This is a genomic window from Flavobacterium sp. P1_E4 (genome assembly GCF_056405915.1).
On record NZ_JBFUBE010000007.1, the window covers coordinates 17,477 to 33,665 of the forward strand.

Sequence of the window (16,189 nt, forward strand, 5' to 3'; positions counted from 1 at the left end):
CCCAAAGGATATACTTTGGGCATAAATGTGTAAAAACAAATTTTTACATTTCTCTGCAAATGCCACTTTACAGATTCATGTAATTCTAAAACTGCCTAACTAACCAAAGACATTTACAAAATCAATAACAACAAACCACTGTATTATTGTATTTTATACACGCAAAGTAAAGCTTAATTCGAAAGTCCCAGAAGGGGTAAATTCGAAAAAAAAGGGGGGCAAACTCGTAATTTCATATTTTTTTAAACTGAATGTAATTATTCATTTATGGTAAATAAGTGATCTATCCCATCAATTGTGAAGAAAAGCAACTATTTTTCCACTGAAAAAATAATTTAAAGCCAGGGGTTAAAAAATGATATTTTCTTTTTTGCTATTATAAAACAAATTTAGCTATATTTGCAAATGTATTTTTTACACTTATTATTTTATTCTTTCTTACCCTCTCAAAAATAGTCAGTTATTGATGAGACAAATCGACATCAGAACAAAATAGTAAACCTCGATTATTCGATTTAAAATTGCAAACTGATTAAAAGCTACCTAACTTTAAATCAAAAAACGTTTCTAAGTTAGAATTAGAAAAAAGAAAACACTCCAATTAAAAATGATTTATAAAAATCAAAAAAAGTAAAAACATCAATAATACTATTACAACCAAATTAAAAAATTATGAACCACAAAATGGACCAACTAGCCGCTGACAACATAAGAGCACTGGCTATTTCTATGGTAGAAAAAGCAAATTCAGGACACCCGGGAGGTGCCATGGGAGGTGCGGACTTTATGCATATTTTATACACTGAGTATTTAGATTTTGACCCAACCCAAATGGATTGGTCTTTTAGAGATCGCTTTTTTATGGATGCGGGGCACTTATCGGCTTTGATGTATGCACAATACTATTTATTAGGGAACTATAAAAAAGAAGATGTACAGCAATTTAGACAATGGGGCTCTGTAACGCCTGGACATCCAGAAGTTGATGTTCTGAGAGGAATCGAAAACACTTCGGGGCCATTGGGACAAGGTCACGCAATGGGTGTTGGAGCAGCCATCGCGGCAAAGTTTCTTGGAGCAAGATTTAAGGGACTTTTTGACCACAAAATATATGGTTTTATCACCGATGGAGGTGTTCAAGAAGAGATTTCGCAGGGAGCAGGAAGAATCGCTGGACATTTAGGATTGAATAATTTTATTATGTTCTATGATTCGAATGATGTACAGCTTTCTTCAATGACCGATGAAGTGACTTCTGAAGATACCGCCATGAAATACAAAGCTTGGGGTTGGAACGTAATTACCATCAACGGCCATGACCATTCGGAAATCCGAAAAGCATTGGACACTGCCAATAAAGAAACTGACAGGCCAACCTTAATCATCGGTAAAACGATAATGGGTAAAGGCTGTGTTACTGCCGATGGTTCTATGTATGAAGGTGAATGCGAATTACACGGAAAACCTATTGGAGACACTAAAGCAGATTATATCAAAACGCTTTTAAACCTCAAAGCAAATCCAGAAGATCCTTTTGCCATTTTTGAAGAAGTAGCTACGCAATATACCAAAATATTAAATCAAAAAACGGCAAAGGCGGCTTCAAAAAAACAGCAAATAGCGCAATGGGAAAAACAAAACCCAGCCTTGGCACAAAAGATGCAACTGTTTTTATCTGGCGAATTACCGGAATTGGATTTAAGCAGCGTGGCTCAAAAACCAAATGCTGCGACTAGAGATGCTTCATCAGCAGTATTGGCTTATCTGGCCGAAAACGTAGAAAACATCATCGTTTCTTCAGCTGATTTATCCAATAGTGACAAAACTGATGGCTTCTTGAAAAAATCATCGGTATTGCAAAAAAATAATTTTGAAGGTGCCTTTTTACAGGCTGGTGTTGCTGAATTAACCATGACTTCCATCGCCAACGGTATTGCTCTACATGGTGGTGTAATTCCAGTAGTGGCAACGTTTTTTGTATTCTCGGATTATATGAAACCTGCCATACGATTGGCCGCAATCCAAGAACTTCCGGTAAAATATGTGCTTACTCATGACTCTTTCCGAGTTGGAGAAGACGGCCCAACCCACCAACCTATTGAGCAAGAAGCTCAAATGCGTTTGTTGGAAAAAGTCAAAAACCATTCAGGACACCAAAGTTTATTGGCATTGCGCCCCGCCGATGCCATCGAAACTTCCGTGGCTTGGGATATGGCTTTGAAAAACACAAAAACACCAACTGCTTTAATTCTTTCAAGACAAGGTATAAAGGATATTCCAGCTGCATATACTACAAGATATGAAGAAGCTACAGAAGCCAAAAAAGGTGGATATTTGGTAAAAAAAACACAAAACCCAGACATCACTTTAATCGCAAATGGATCGGAGGTTTCAACACTTATTGATGCAGCAGTGATTTTAGAAAAAGAACATAATTTAAAAATAAACATAGCTTCCATTATTTCCGAAGGCTTGTTTAAATCGCAATCCAAATCATATCGAGAAAGTATTATTCCAAAAGGGAAACTCGTTTTTGGACTTACGGCCGGACTTCCTGTTAACCTTGAAGGATTGATAGGTGATATCGGAAAAATAGTGGGATTAGATCATTTTGGTTATTCGGCACCAGCGAGCGTTTTGGACGAAAAATTTGGATTTACCAGTCACAGCGTTTGTGCAGAAATACTAAAATATATTGAGGAAAGCTCGAAGGTGCTGAGCAACTAAGAATCTTAGCAACACAGCATCTCAAAAAAAAATTAAAAAAAACTCAGAATCTTAGCGACTTAGAAACTTAGATTCTCAAAAAAAACATACACATGAAATTTTTTATCGATACTGCAAATTTAAAAGACATCAAAGAAGCCAATGATTTAGGAATATTGGACGGAGTAACAACAAATCCTTCGTTAATGGCAAAAGAAGGAATCACTGGAGCCGATAATATTATTGCGCATTATGTTAAAATATGTGAATTGGTGGATGGCGATGTAAGTGCCGAAGTTATTTCAACTGATTTTGCAGGAATGATTGCCGAAGGAGAAAAATTGGCAGCATTACATCCGCAGATCGTGGTAAAAATCCCGATGATTAAAGACGGAATTAAAGCTATTAAATATTTTTCGAATAAAGGAATCAGAACCAACTGTACCTTAGTGTTCTCGGTAGGTCAGGCATTGCTTGCCGCCAAAGCAGGTGCGACTTACGTATCTCCTTTCATCGGAAGACTGGACGACATCTCTACGGATGGATTATCTTTAATTGAAGACATCAAATTGGTGTATGATAATTACGGTTATGAAACTCAAATCTTGGCAGCTTCTGTTCGTCACGTCATGCATATTATAAATTGTGCAAAAATTGGTGCCGATGTTATTACGGGTCCATTAAGCGCTATCGAAGGTTTGCTAAAACACCCACTTACCGATAGTGGATTGGCAACATTTTTGGCTGATTACCAAAAAGGGAATAGCTAAAACTTAAACATCCAAAATTCATTTTAGTTCAACAAAAAAAGGAAGCTTCTGCAATAGAAGCTTCCTTTTTTTGTTGAACTAAAATCAAATCTGCTTATCTTTTAAAAATTTAAAGCAAAATGATTCAAGAGTTTAGCGTCATATTTTTCTTTGTCAAAAGTATAGAGGTAAGAACCCTTTCTAGAAGAAGTCATATCTTTCTCATCTAATTTTATCAAAATATCCAACGAATTGATTTTGCTGATAAAATTCCTTTTGTCGATTTGTTTGTCCAAAATGGATTCATACAATTTAAGCAACTGACTCATTTTGAATTTTTCGGGCAAAAGCTCAAATCCCACTGGTCTCATGGAGGTTCTGTAGCGCAATCTTCTTATGGCATGTGACAACATATTGTCGTGGTCAAAAATCAATTTTGGCACTTCAGAAACACTAAACCATTTTGCATGGTAATTCTGAATCAATTCTGCATTATGATTTTCAATATTAATCAGCGCATAATAAGCCACCGATACGGTTCTTTCAACCGGGTCACGATCAATTTCACTGTAGGTATAAAGTTGCTCCATATAGATATCCTGCAAACCGGTATAAGTATTCAAAACTCTTATGGCTGCCGTATCCAATACTTCCTCTTTTTTAAGAAATCCACCCATTAAGGACCATTTTCCTTTTTCTGGTTCAAAATCCCTTTTAATCAAAAGAATTTTCAACCCATCTTCATCAAAGCCGAAAATGATACAATCTACCGCTAGAAGAACTTTGTCTGCTGTACTATAACTATTTAGCATTTTCTATATATTTTGTCGTAAATATAAGAACTTCCTTAAAACTACCAAATTTATTTAATGTGGTTTTTACACTAATAAAAATAAAACACAAAAAACACCTTTAAGTATCTGATTCACTAAATCATGCATTTATTTCAACAATCTCTACAGTTTTCCTTAATCCTTGTTAAAATCTAAAAACAAGGATTAAGAGTCCATATTTTGACTTAATTTTTAATACAAGCATTATAATTAAGTGTTAAAATTACATTTACAAGTCTTTTTTTAGCATTTTAGAAACCAATAATGAATCAAAAAAAGGTCCAAAAAACAAAATTAGCCGACTTTAACTCGTTTATTTTGTATTCTAAATCTTTCTTTTTATTCMAAAAAAAGGATCCTTCCTAAAAAATATTAAAAAAAAATAAAAACTGATTTAGAAATAAAACAAACATACAAATATCTAATAATCAGACATTTGTAATTTACGAAAACGTTTTTCGTAATTATAAAATACACAAATACTTACGTTTATCAATATATTTTAGGATATCCATTTTTTTTCGCGACTTTTTTTATCAGATTAATTTGTTTTTATGCTTTTTTTTTATTTAAATTTACAAATGTAAAAACTACACTTATAATTAACCAAAATGCAATCAATATGACAACAAACCACAGATTATTTTTTTATTGCAATTTTTTATTGCCTAAAAAAGAATGGCTATTAGCACTATTAGTTATGCTCTTCGCCACATATAATGTATCGGCACAACAAGCTAATGTCGTTTCAGGAAAGATTACCTCCGAAAAAGACGGAATGCCTCTATCTGGAGTGAATGTATTAGTACAAGGAACTTCAACTTCTACTTCTACTGGATTTGACGGGCAATATTCAATCAATGCAAAACCTACAGATGTACTTATTCTCTCATTTGTTGGATTTAAAAATCAAGACGTAACCATTTCAAACCGCACACAAATTAATTTAGCTTTAAAAGAAGACATTAATAAACTTGACGAAATAGTTGTTGTTGGGTATGGGACGCAAAAGAAATCTAACCTTACAGGATCTGTTAGTGTAGTAAATGTCGAAAGCGCAAAAAAGACAGTATCTTATGATATGGCAAAAATGCTTCAAGGTCAAGCTGCTGGAGTTACTGTACAATCTTCGGGAGAACCTGGAGGATTTGTAAATATTAAAATTAGAGGAATCTCTTCATTTAAAAACAATAATCCACTTTTTATTATAGATGGAATTATGGTCGATGACCCTTATGATTTTGCTCCTGGAGATATTGAATCTATGCAAATACTTAAAGATGCTTCTGCAGCTGCCATATATGGAGTGCGTGGGGCTAACGGAGTTGTTATTATTACCACTAAAAAAGGTAAGAATAATAGAATGGGCATTAGCTATAAAACACTATTTGGTGTGCAAAATGTAGCTAAAAATTGGTCATTAACCAATGCACAGCAATATCAACAAATTACCAGCGAAGCTGAGAGAAATTTGGGGTTGACTATCGCTCCTGGAAATGACCCAACTAATCCAGCATACATCAAAAATGTTGATACTGACTGGCAAGATGCTGCTTTTAAAACAGGTACTGTTCTAAACCATGCTCTAAATTTTAACGGTGGTTCAGAAGCAATGAACTACAGTATGAATATTGACTATTTCAAAAACAAAGGTTATATGCAATCTCCTCAAGATTACAAACGAACTTCAACAGATTTGAATTTAACTGGTAAAAAAGACAAATTAAGTTATGGAGCCAAAATAGCTTACACTCAATCGAACAAAGCAAATTTTAACGAGTACAATCCAGGACAGTCTCCTATCAGTGATTTACTTGGAGCAATACCAACTATGCCAGTTTATGACAGTAATAGATTAGGAGGATACGGCGGAACAGATTACACTACTCAAAGAGCCATATCCATGAACGTTATTGGTTTCAATAATTTAATAGAAAACACAACTTTAAGAAATCGTGCTCTTGGAAATCTTTGGCTTCAACTTGAGTTGGTAAAAGGTTTAAAATACAAAATTAGTGGTAGTTATGACAGACTAGATGCTCAAAACAGAAAATACAATCCACAAAGTGATCTAGGATGGTATTACGTAACTGAAGCTGCTGAGGCTGCTTTAGATGTATCTAACTCAAATCTAACAAAAACAATTTTAGACAATATACTTACTTATGATATTTCTTTCGGAAACCACAAAATAGATGCATTGTTAGGATACAGCCAGCAACAAAATGATTTCTATAATCATTGGTCTAGAGGTGTTGGATACCCAACAGGTACAATCGCAGAAATACAATATGCTCCGACGTCAGGTATTTCAGCAGGAGAATACAAAAGTACAGAAACAGCAAAATCATACATCAGCAGATTAAACTATAGCTATAATGATTTGTATTTTATTACAGGAAACTTCCGCCAAGATAAATCATCAAAATTTGCACCTGAAAACAATACCGCAAACTTTTATGGTGTTTCAGGAGCATGGAAATTGAGCAATGAAGAATTCCTACACTTACCAGAATGGTTTAACACAATAAAACTAAGAGGAGGTTATGGAGAACTAGGGAATAACACAATTGGTCTTTATGCTTACGCATCAACTCTTAATAGTTTTGCTGCCTACAATTTTAATAATGCCATAGCAAACGGAACAACTTCAGTAAGAACAACTGACCCAGATATTCATTGGGAAAAGACAGCTACTACAAATGTTGCTGTAGATTTAGGTTTCTTTGACAATAAATTACAATTTACAGCTGAATATTATATTAAAAAATCATCAGATTTACTTCTTAATTTTCCAATACCATATTCAACTGGATCTATTTCATATGCGGATGGCGGATTTGCAAATCCAGACATAGAAACAAATGCAGCCTCGATACAAAATAAAGGTTTAGAATTTTCTGCTTCATACAGAAACAATGATCACGCCTTTAAATATGACATTTCAGCAAATTTCAGCACATTGAAAAACGAGGTACTTAGTTTAGGCAAAACAAACTCACCTATCTACGGAGCAGCATCAAAAACAGAAGTAGGACGTTCTGTGGGTGAAATTTATGCTTATGAAACTGACGGTATTTTTCAAAATACAGCAGAAATTGCAGCATCACCAACACAAACCAATGCAGGAGTTGGAGACATTAAATTCAAGGATCAATTAACTGTAGATACTGATGGTGACGGTAAATTTGATAAAGGAGATGGTATTATCAATGATAAAGACAGGACATATCAAGGAGTAACTATACCTAAATACAACTTTGGCTTAAACTTCAGCTGCAATTACAAAAACTGGGATATGTCATTTTTATTTCAAGGTTCTGGGGGTAATAAAGTATTCGACGGTATGTACCGAAATTTGATGGCTGGAGATTATGGAAACCATAGTACAGATGAACTAAATTACTGGACACCAACCAATACAAACACTGATGTTCCAAGACCAATTATTGGTGACCCTAATGGTAATAGAAGAGATTCTAACCGATTTGTCGAAAATGGTGACTATGTAAAATTGCAAAATTTAGAAATTGGATTTGAAATACCAATGAATGAGAAAAGCTTCATAAATAAAGTTAGAGTATATACAAACGGACAAAACTTGTGGACAATAACAAACTACAGAGGTTATGACCCAGACTTTAACAGTAATGACGGGTTAATATCAAGAGGTTACGATGGTGGATCTTTTCCTAATCCAAGAACTATTTCTTTAGGGGTTCAGGCTAATTTTTAATACGTAAAATAAAATTTAACATACTAGTACTATGAAAAATAAAAATATAAAATATTTAACTTTATTTCTTTATATCGCCTTTACAACTGTGAGTTGTGTATCAGATGACGATTTAATACAAGTTAATCCAAACGAAGCTTCATCAGAATCCTTTTGGAAAACAGATGAAGATGCACTCAAAGGCTTGAACGCAGCTTATAGCAGCTTATTAAACGAAGGTACTTATATGAGAAGTTCTCCTCTTTTATTAGACCTTAAGGACGATGGTACACGCAGTAATAGCCCATGGGGTTCTATGAAAAATGTAGGATATTTTAATTCAAACGTTTCAGATCCTGCAATTTACGGATGGGCCTTTAGAGAATACTACCAAGGGATTAATCGTGTTAATCAAGTTTTGATTAATGTCCAAGGTATTCAATTTACTGATGCAGCACTCAAAAATAGAATTTTAGGACAAGCTTACTTCTTAAGAGGTTTGTATCTATTTCATGCAGTAAACATGTTTAAAAATGTGCCAGTTCCTTTAGATTTATCAGTATATCATCCACAAAAAAGTCAAGAAGAAGGTTGGGCACAGGTTATTTCCGATTTTACGCAAGCAGCCGAAATGTTGCCTACAACTTACCAAGGTATTTCAGGTATAGATACTGCCGATTCAGGAAAAGGAATAGGTCGTGCTACCAAAGGTGCGGCACTAGGTTTCCTAGGAAAGGCTTACTTATTTACAAAGGATTTCAATAATGCGAAAACCACCTTTAAAAAAGTCATTGACTTAGGAGTTTACTCATTGGTTGCTAACTATGCAGATAACTTTACTGATACCAACGAAAACAACTCTGAATCGCTTTTTGAAGTGCAATTTAGTAGAGAAGTAGGTGGTGTTGGATTGAGCTGGGGTGGTATTCCTGCTTCAGATTGGGGAAAAACTTCAGCGAGAGCCATTACTTATGGGGCTGCAGCTTTTGGATTCAAAGATGTACAACCAACGTTTACATTATTTAATGAATTCCAAGAGGAAAAAACCAAAACTGGTGCTATTGATCCACGTTTAGACGCTACTATTTTTTATAGAAAACCTGGAGGCGCCACACCTATTTATCAAACTACATTTGAAGAAGCTTATAAAGACTCCCAAGCAGATTTAAATGATATTTATTGCAAAAAATATGAAAATGGCGGTGGAGCTTATGCAAATGAAAAAGACTGGCGTTCTGGAATTAATGAGCGTTTGTTACGTTATGCTGACATCTTGTTGATGTATGCAGAATGTTTGAACGAAACTGGAGATACTCAAGGTGCATATACTTACATTCAAATGGTTAGAGACCGTGCTAATTTACCAAACTTAAGCACTGCAAAACCAGGTCTTAGCCAAGCTGCAATGAGAGAACAAATTGGACATGAAAGATTCTTGGAATTTGCACTCGAAGGGCATCGTTTTGATGACATACGCCGTTGGGGATGGTTAGAAGATCCAGCAAAATTAGCTTGGTTGAAATCTAGAGATTCAGAATTTGATTCTTATGCATCTGGTAGAGAGTACTTCCCTATTCCTCAATTAGAAATAGACACAAACGAGTTTCCAATAACACAAAATCCAAGTTATTAATATTATATTTTTTGAGTTAGTTTAGTTATTAAAATCATGTGGTAGTCCTAGAAAAAGGATACCACGTGATTTTATAACTTAAAATAGAATCGCAGAATGGCATGAGTTTATCTAAAAAACAACACTTAATTTTAAATTATGATAAAAATAAAAACATACATTGTTCTATTAAGTTTAATAATAGTAAGCTGCCAAAAAGAGGACATTTCTACTCTTTCGGATGCTGAATTACAAGTTTCTAGTTCTTCCAGTTTAACTGCAAAAACAGTTACTGGAAATGTTCCTTCCCATGATCCAAGTACGATCGTAAAAAGTGGCGTGAATTATTATGTATTTACAACCGGAGACAATATTCCTATGACGTACTCAACAAATTTGACAAGTTGGACTTGGGGAACATCCGTATTCACTTCAACTCCAAGCTGGATAACCAGTTATGTACCAGGTTTTACTACAACATTTTGGGCACCAGATGTTGCATGGTTTAATAACCGTTGGAATATGTATTATTCCTGTTCTACTTTTGGATCGGCTACCTCTGCAATAGGTTTGGTAACTGCTCCTTCAATTTCTCAAAGTGCCGGAACGAAATGGACAGATAGAGGTGTTGTTGTATCCTCATCTTCCTCTTCAGACGTAAACGCTATTGATCCTTCCATTTTAGTTGACGGAAGCAATGTTTATATGGCTTATGGCTCGTTTCATGCTGGAATTGGTGTTATCAGTATTGATCCAACTACTGGCAAAACTACTGGAAGCAAAACGATTGTTGCCGGTGGTAGTAACGCAAGTTGGGAAGCACCTTGCTTAATTAAAGAAGGTAGTTATTATTATATGTTTGCCAACCGCGGCGCTTGTTGCCAAGGAGTAAACAGCACTTACTATATTGTAGTGGGACGTTCATCAAGTCCTTTTGGCCCATTTGTGGATAAAAGCGGAGTGTCATTGACAAGCGGTGGAGGCACAACAGTATTAAAAACAACTGGAAATTACATAGGTCCAGGACATATTTCCAGAATTGTAGGTACCCAAAAAGGCTCTGTTCACTATTATGACGGTGCCGATAGCGGAAATCCTAAACTGGAAATAGTTAATTTTACATGGTCAGGAGGTTGGCCTACTATTGCATATTAAAAAAATTAATATTTAGAGGGAATCCACAACTTCCTCTTTATAAATTAAAACATCATGAAAAAAGTCTTATTCTTCTTATCCATTATTGCTTTTTGTAGCCAAACCAGTTTTGCACAAAAAGAAACCACAGTAGTTACCATAAAAAATACTGCAAATGCTCCAACTATTAACAAAAACATCTATGGTCATTTTGCTGAGCATTTAGGAAGGTGTATCTATGGTGGATTTTTTGTGGGTGATACTTCTAAAATACCAAATACAGCCGGTGTTCGTAACGATATTATTGATGCCTTAAAAAAATTAAAAATTCCTAATCTTCGTTGGCCTGGTGGTTGTTTTGCAGATACATACCACTGGAAAGATGGTATTGGTCCAAAAGAAAATAGACCTACAATAGTAAACAAATGGTGGGGAGGAACTACGGAAGACAATAGTTTTGGGACCCATGATTTTTTAAATTTATGCGAAGTCTTAGGCGCAGAACCATATCTTTCTGGAAACGTAGGAAGCGGAACCGTACAAGAACTGGCAGATTGGGTACAATACACCAACTTTGGTGGTAAAAGCCCAATGAGTGATTTGCGTAAAAAAAATGGTAGAAAAGAACCTTGGAAAGTTAAATTCTGGGGAGTTGGAAATGAAGCTTGGGGTTGTGGAGGGAATATGACAGCCGATTATTATGTTGGAGAATACCGAAAGTTTGCCACTTTCATGTCTGACTGGGAAAACACTGGCGGTTTAACTCGTATTGCTTCAGGATCTAACAGTGCCGATTATAATTGGACCGAAACCTTGATGAAAGACATTCCTCTAAACATGTTAGGAGGAGTTGGAGTACACCATTATGCTGTAATCGATTGGACAAAAAAAGGAGATGGTGTGGATTACACAGAATTTGAATATTTCCAAACGATGAAATCTGCTTTAAAAATGGAAGAACTTGTTACCAAACATTCAGCCATTATGGACAAGTATGATCCAGAAAAAAAAGTGGCAATGATTGTAGACGAATGGGGAGCTTGGTATGAAGTTGAAAAAGGGACAAATCCTGGATTCCTGTACCAACAAAACACAATGAGAGATGCAGTTTTGGCTGGATCTACCCTTAATATTTTCAATAATCATGCAGACAGGGTTCGTATGGCTAACTTAGCACAATGTGTTAATGTTTTGCAAGCAGTTATCCTTACCGATAAAGCCAAAATGATTTTGACGCCTACTTATTATGTAATGCAATTGTACAGTGTACATCAAGATGCACAACAATTGCCTATTACAATAAAATCACCTTTATACACTTACAAAGACGAAACACTCCCTGCCCTATCAGCTTCGGCTTCAAAGGATAAAAAAGGATTGGTTCATATCTCATTAGTAAATATAGATGCTAAAAAAGAAAACACCATAGAGATTGACATCAATGAACTTGGAATTAAATCTTTAACTGGAATGATAATTGCTTCGCAAAAGCTACAAGATTTCAACTCATTCGATAATCCAACAAAAATACAACCCGTTCCTTTCAAAGGTTTTGAAGTTAAAAAAGGAAAACTTACAGTTAATGTTCCTCCTTTTTCAGTTATAATGTTAGAAGGAAAATAAAAAAATCATTATGAAAAAATCAAATTCCATTGTAAGAGTAGCATCCTTTTTAGTACTTGTACTAACTGTTGCAGTCTCATTGGGTAGTTGTTCCAAAGGGGATGATTCTGCATCGACGCCTACTCCTACTCCGACACCAACTCCTACTCCTACCCCCACTCCTACTTTTCCTGGACCAACATATGCCGATAATTACACCTCGATTTCCTCTTGGAGCAGTAATTCGAAATGGAATTTAGCCAACGTACATGATCCGTCGGTAGCCAAATGTGGAGACTATTATTATATGTACCAAACAGACGCTTCTTACGGAAATACTACAGATGGACACGGGCATTTTTTCTACAGACGCTCCAAAGATCTTATTACATGGGAATTTATGGGTTCTTCAATGACCACGGCACCGGCTTGGGTAAAAGATTCCTTGAATAATAAAAGAGCCCGAATGAATCCTGCATTGCCAGCCATTGAAAATCCTAATTATGGCTATTGGGCACCTTGTGTTCGAAAAGTGGGGAATATCTACAGAATGTATTATAGCATTGTGGTCGACAACCCTATAACTGGAACTAATTTTGACAACTCCTGGGGAGAAAGAGCCTTTATTGGTTTGGCCGAAACCACTGATTTAGCTTCAAACGTTTGGACAGACAAAGGAATGGTGGTTTGTTCAGAACCCGATGGCCTAAAACCGTATTCCTTTACTGGTACCAGAAATTGGGAAGATGCCTATTTTAAATTTAATGCAATTGATCCTAGTTTTATCGAAACACCAGAGGGAGAGCAATATCTAATTTACGGATCTTGGCATTCTGGCATAGCAGCTTTAAAACTGAATCCAACTACCGGAAAACCAGATCAGCTGAAAACCTTGAGCGATTATGGAACACGCATCGCCACACGCAGTGCGAACAGTCGTTGGCAAGCCTCCGAAGGGCCGGAAATCATATACAATCCAGACACACAATATTATTATTTATTTTTAGCCTATGATGGTTTGGATGTACCATACAACACCAGAGTTTGTCGTTCCAAAAACATTATGGGGCCATATCTTGGAATTGATGGTGCCAATGTAACAAGCGGTGCCGACTGTTGGCCAATGCTGACACATCCTTACGGTTTCAATAATCATACCGGTTGGGTTGGAATTTCACATTGTGCCATTTTCCAAAATCCGGAAACAAAACAGTGGTTTTACTCTTCACAAGCGCGTTTACCAAAAGATGTACCAGGAATTTCTGTTTCTAATGCCATAATGATGGGACATGTACGCGAAATACAATGGACCGAGGATGGATGGCCAGTAGTTGCACCCGAGCGTTATGCTGGTGTGCCTGCTACTACCATTACTGAAGCTTCTTTAATGGGGACATGGGAACAAATCACTATGAATTATCAATATGCTACCATTCAAAAATCAGCTACCATTTACTTGACAGCCGACAAAAAAGTTAGCGGTGGAGTCTCAGGAACCTGGACGTATGACAGCACCAACAAAACATTGACCGTAAATGGTGTAAAATGTAAAGTAAATGATGCCTGGGATTGGGAAAGCGCCACTCGCAAAGTAACGCTAACCTATTCTGGACTTACCACTGCAGGGGTACCTGTTTGGGGCAAAAAAATAAATTAATCTATTACTGAACAAATGCCTTTTTTAGATTATTAAAAAAGGCATTTGTTTTAACCAACATATTCTTTTTACTGCAAAAATGAAAAACACAATCTTAACCCTATCTCTTTTGACATTTGTTTCATCTATGAAAACAATGGCGCAAGATAATGTTTTGGCTTCCGCCAATGGAGGAAACGTTACCATCAACAACCCAATTATAAAAGACAAATACACTGGAGATCCGGCGGCTTTGGTTTACAAAGACAAAGTATATCTCTATGCCGGTCATGATGAAGCCCCAAATGATTTTAATTTTTATAAAATGAACGAATGGCTGGTGTATTCCTCTTCCGATATGGTGCATTGGCAAGAACATCCAGTTCCGTTGAAAGTAACTGATTTTACTTGGGCAAAATCCGATGCTTGGGCAGCTCAAGTCATTGAACGCAACGGAAAATTTTATTGGTATGTTACCGTTGAGCACGGAACTATTAATGGAAAAGCAATTGGAGTTGCCGTTTCGGACAGCCCAACTGGGCCATTCAAAGATGCACTTGGAAAAGCACTTATTACCAATGATATGACGACCCAAACCAATATTAGCTGGGATGATATCGACCCAACGGTAATGATAGATGACGATGGGCAAGCTTACCTGTTTTGGGGAAATACCGTTTGTCATTATGCCAAATTAAAAGCCAATATGACCGAACTCGATGGTCCAATCCAAACCATTCCTTTGCCTAATTACACCGAAGCCCCTTGGATTCACAAGCACAACAATTGGTATTATTTATCATATGCCTATCAGTTTCCGGAGAAAATTGCCTACGCCATGAGTAAATCCATCAACGGACCTTGGGAATACAAAGGCATTTTGAATGAAATCGCCGGAAATTCAAATACCAATCACCAAGCGATAATCGATTTCAAAGGAAAATCATATTTCATTTACCACAACGGAGCAACTCAACCCAATGGCGGCAGTTTTAGAAGATCCGTTTGTGTTGATCGTTTGTTTTACAATAAAGACGGGACTATGAAAAGGGTGATTATGACAACAGAGGGAATAACTAAGTAAGAAGTATTCAGATTACAGTTACAGCGTCGCATTAGACATAAATGAATAACAAAACCATTTTGAGTTTCTATTTTCTTAAATGACTTATCTGGTTTAAAAAAATAAGATATGAGATTTCACAAACACATACCATTCCTAATCTTCTTGGTTGCTTTAATTGGCACCTCATCATTGGCACAGGACATTACTGTTCATGATCCCGTGATGATCAAACAAAAAGACACCTACTATTTGTATTGCACAGGAAAAGGCATCAGCGTTTTCAGTTCCAAAGATTTAAAAAACTGGAATAAAGAACCTCAAATATTCCCAGAAAAACCTCTTTGGGTGGATACAGTGGTTTCTGGTTTTGACAACCACATTTGGGCACCAGACATTTCCTTTCACAACAATACCTATTATTTATATTATTCAGTTTCCGCTTTCGCAAAAAATACTTCGGCGATTGGGGTAACAACCAACACTACTTTGGATCCAAAAGACCCAGCCTACAAATGGGTCGATCAGGGAATTGTCATTCAATCCATTCCCAACCGAGACCTTTGGAATGCCATCGATCCTAATTTGACTTTCGACGAAAACAACACTCCTTGGTTGGCTTTCGGTTCTTTTTGGGAAGGATTAAAAATGGTCAAATTGAACCCCGATTTGAAGTCAATAGCACAACCACAAGAATGGCATACCATTGCCAAACGCAAAAGAACATTCGAACTTGCTGATTCCGATCCAGGTGATGGAGCACTCGAAGCGCCTTTTATCTTCAAAAAGAATGGTTATTATTATGAATTTCTATCTTGGGATTTGTGCTGCCGAGGCGAAAAAAGTACCTACAAAGTCGTAGTGGGAAGATCCAAAACCATTACGGGTCCATACGTTGACAAAGACGGAAAATTATTAACCGAAGGCGGAGGAACTTTACTCATTCAAGGAGACAAGAATTGGTTCGGAGCTGGACACAACAGCACCTATACTTTTGACGGGAAAGATTACATCATTTACCATGCCTATGATGCCAAACAAAATGGAAGACCACTTCTGCAAATAAAGCAATTGCAATGGGATTCTGATTTGTGGCCAAGGCTATAAAAAAATTTAATTTATTTTAAAAATGTATTTTA

General features: G+C 36.2%; 10 protein-coding genes. 9 read left to right on the top strand and 1 reads right to left on the bottom strand.

Annotated features, from left to right (window positions below; genetic code table 11):
* Positions 1 to 672 precede the first annotated feature (672 nt).
* Positions 673 to 2,727: a transketolase family protein gene (locus tag AC1DY0_RS08935; protein ID WP_477188259.1), complete on the top strand. Its 2,055-nt coding sequence runs from the start codon at positions 673 to 675 to the stop codon at positions 2,725 to 2,727.
* A 92-nt stretch (positions 2,728 to 2,819) separates the two neighbouring features.
* A complete protein-coding gene (gene fsa, locus AC1DY0_RS08940) occupies positions 2,820 to 3,476 on the top strand; it encodes a fructose-6-phosphate aldolase (RefSeq protein ID WP_477188260.1) in 657 nt (218 codons plus the stop codon).
* Positions 3,477 to 3,577: 101 nt separating this feature from the next.
* On the opposite strand, the gene AC1DY0_RS08945 is transcribed toward fsa, so the two are convergent.
* Complete coding sequence (locus AC1DY0_RS08945) at positions 3,578 to 4,267, bottom strand: NUDIX hydrolase (RefSeq protein WP_477188261.1); 690 nt, start codon at positions 4,265 to 4,267, stop codon at positions 3,578 to 3,580.
* A 643-nt stretch (positions 4,268 to 4,910) separates the two neighbouring features.
* On the opposite strand from AC1DY0_RS08945, the gene AC1DY0_RS08950 reads away from it, so the two are divergent.
* From AC1DY0_RS08950 to AC1DY0_RS08980, 7 genes are all read left to right on the top strand, one after another.
* Complete coding sequence (locus AC1DY0_RS08950) at positions 4,911 to 8,024, top strand: SusC/RagA family TonB-linked outer membrane protein (protein WP_477188262.1); 3,114 nt, start codon at positions 4,911 to 4,913, stop codon at positions 8,022 to 8,024.
* Between the two features lie 31 nt (positions 8,025 to 8,055).
* Positions 8,056 to 9,636 (top strand): RagB/SusD family nutrient uptake outer membrane protein, encoded by a 1,581-nt coding sequence (locus AC1DY0_RS08955; protein WP_477188263.1) that lies wholly within the window; start codon positions 8,056 to 8,058, stop codon positions 9,634 to 9,636.
* Between the two features lie 138 nt (positions 9,637 to 9,774).
* Positions 9,775 to 10,770 carry an arabinan endo-1,5-alpha-L-arabinosidase gene (locus AC1DY0_RS08960; RefSeq protein ID WP_477188264.1) on the top strand — a complete coding sequence of 332 codons (996 nt, stop codon included), beginning with the start codon at positions 9,775 to 9,777 and terminating at the stop codon, positions 10,768 to 10,770.
* Between the two features lie 54 nt (positions 10,771 to 10,824).
* On the top strand, positions 10,825 to 12,372 hold the full coding sequence (locus AC1DY0_RS08965; RefSeq protein ID WP_477188265.1) for an alpha-N-arabinofuranosidase: 1,548 nt from the start codon (positions 10,825 to 10,827) through the stop codon (positions 12,370 to 12,372).
* 10 nt (positions 12,373 to 12,382) lie between these two features.
* Positions 12,383 to 14,008, top strand: coding sequence for an arabinan endo-1,5-alpha-L-arabinosidase (locus tag AC1DY0_RS08970; RefSeq protein WP_477188266.1), 1,626 nt, complete (start codon positions 12,383 to 12,385; stop codon positions 14,006 to 14,008).
* 79 nt (positions 14,009 to 14,087) lie between these two features.
* Positions 14,088 to 15,071, top strand: coding sequence for a glycoside hydrolase family 43 protein (locus AC1DY0_RS08975; RefSeq protein WP_477188267.1), 984 nt, complete (start codon positions 14,088 to 14,090; stop codon positions 15,069 to 15,071).
* A gap of 108 nt (positions 15,072 to 15,179) precedes the next feature.
* Positions 15,180 to 16,157 carry a family 43 glycosylhydrolase gene (locus AC1DY0_RS08980; protein WP_477188268.1) on the top strand — a complete coding sequence of 326 codons (978 nt, stop codon included), beginning with the start codon at positions 15,180 to 15,182 and terminating at the stop codon, positions 16,155 to 16,157.
* Positions 16,158 to 16,189 lie beyond the last annotated feature (32 nt).

Coding starts and splice junctions, on each gene's coding strand:
- AC1DY0_RS08935 (WP_477188259.1), top strand. CDS start 673: ATGAACCACAAAATGGACCAACTAGCCGCTGACAACATAAGAGCACTG.
- fsa (WP_477188260.1), top strand. CDS start 2,820: ATGAAATTTTTTATCGATACTGCAAATTTAAAAGACATCAAAGAAGCC.
- AC1DY0_RS08945 (WP_477188261.1), bottom strand. CDS start 4,267: ATGCTAAATAGTTATAGTACAGCAGACAAAGTTCTTCTAGCGGTAGAT.
- AC1DY0_RS08950 (WP_477188262.1), top strand. CDS start 4,911: ATGACAACAAACCACAGATTATTTTTTTATTGCAATTTTTTATTGCCT.
- AC1DY0_RS08955 (WP_477188263.1), top strand. CDS start 8,056: ATGAAAAATAAAAATATAAAATATTTAACTTTATTTCTTTATATCGCC.
- AC1DY0_RS08960 (WP_477188264.1), top strand. CDS start 9,775: ATGATAAAAATAAAAACATACATTGTTCTATTAAGTTTAATAATAGTA.
- AC1DY0_RS08965 (WP_477188265.1), top strand. CDS start 10,825: ATGAAAAAAGTCTTATTCTTCTTATCCATTATTGCTTTTTGTAGCCAA.
- AC1DY0_RS08970 (WP_477188266.1), top strand. CDS start 12,383: ATGAAAAAATCAAATTCCATTGTAAGAGTAGCATCCTTTTTAGTACTT.
- AC1DY0_RS08975 (WP_477188267.1), top strand. CDS start 14,088: ATGAAAAACACAATCTTAACCCTATCTCTTTTGACATTTGTTTCATCT.
- AC1DY0_RS08980 (WP_477188268.1), top strand. CDS start 15,180: ATGAGATTTCACAAACACATACCATTCCTAATCTTCTTGGTTGCTTTA.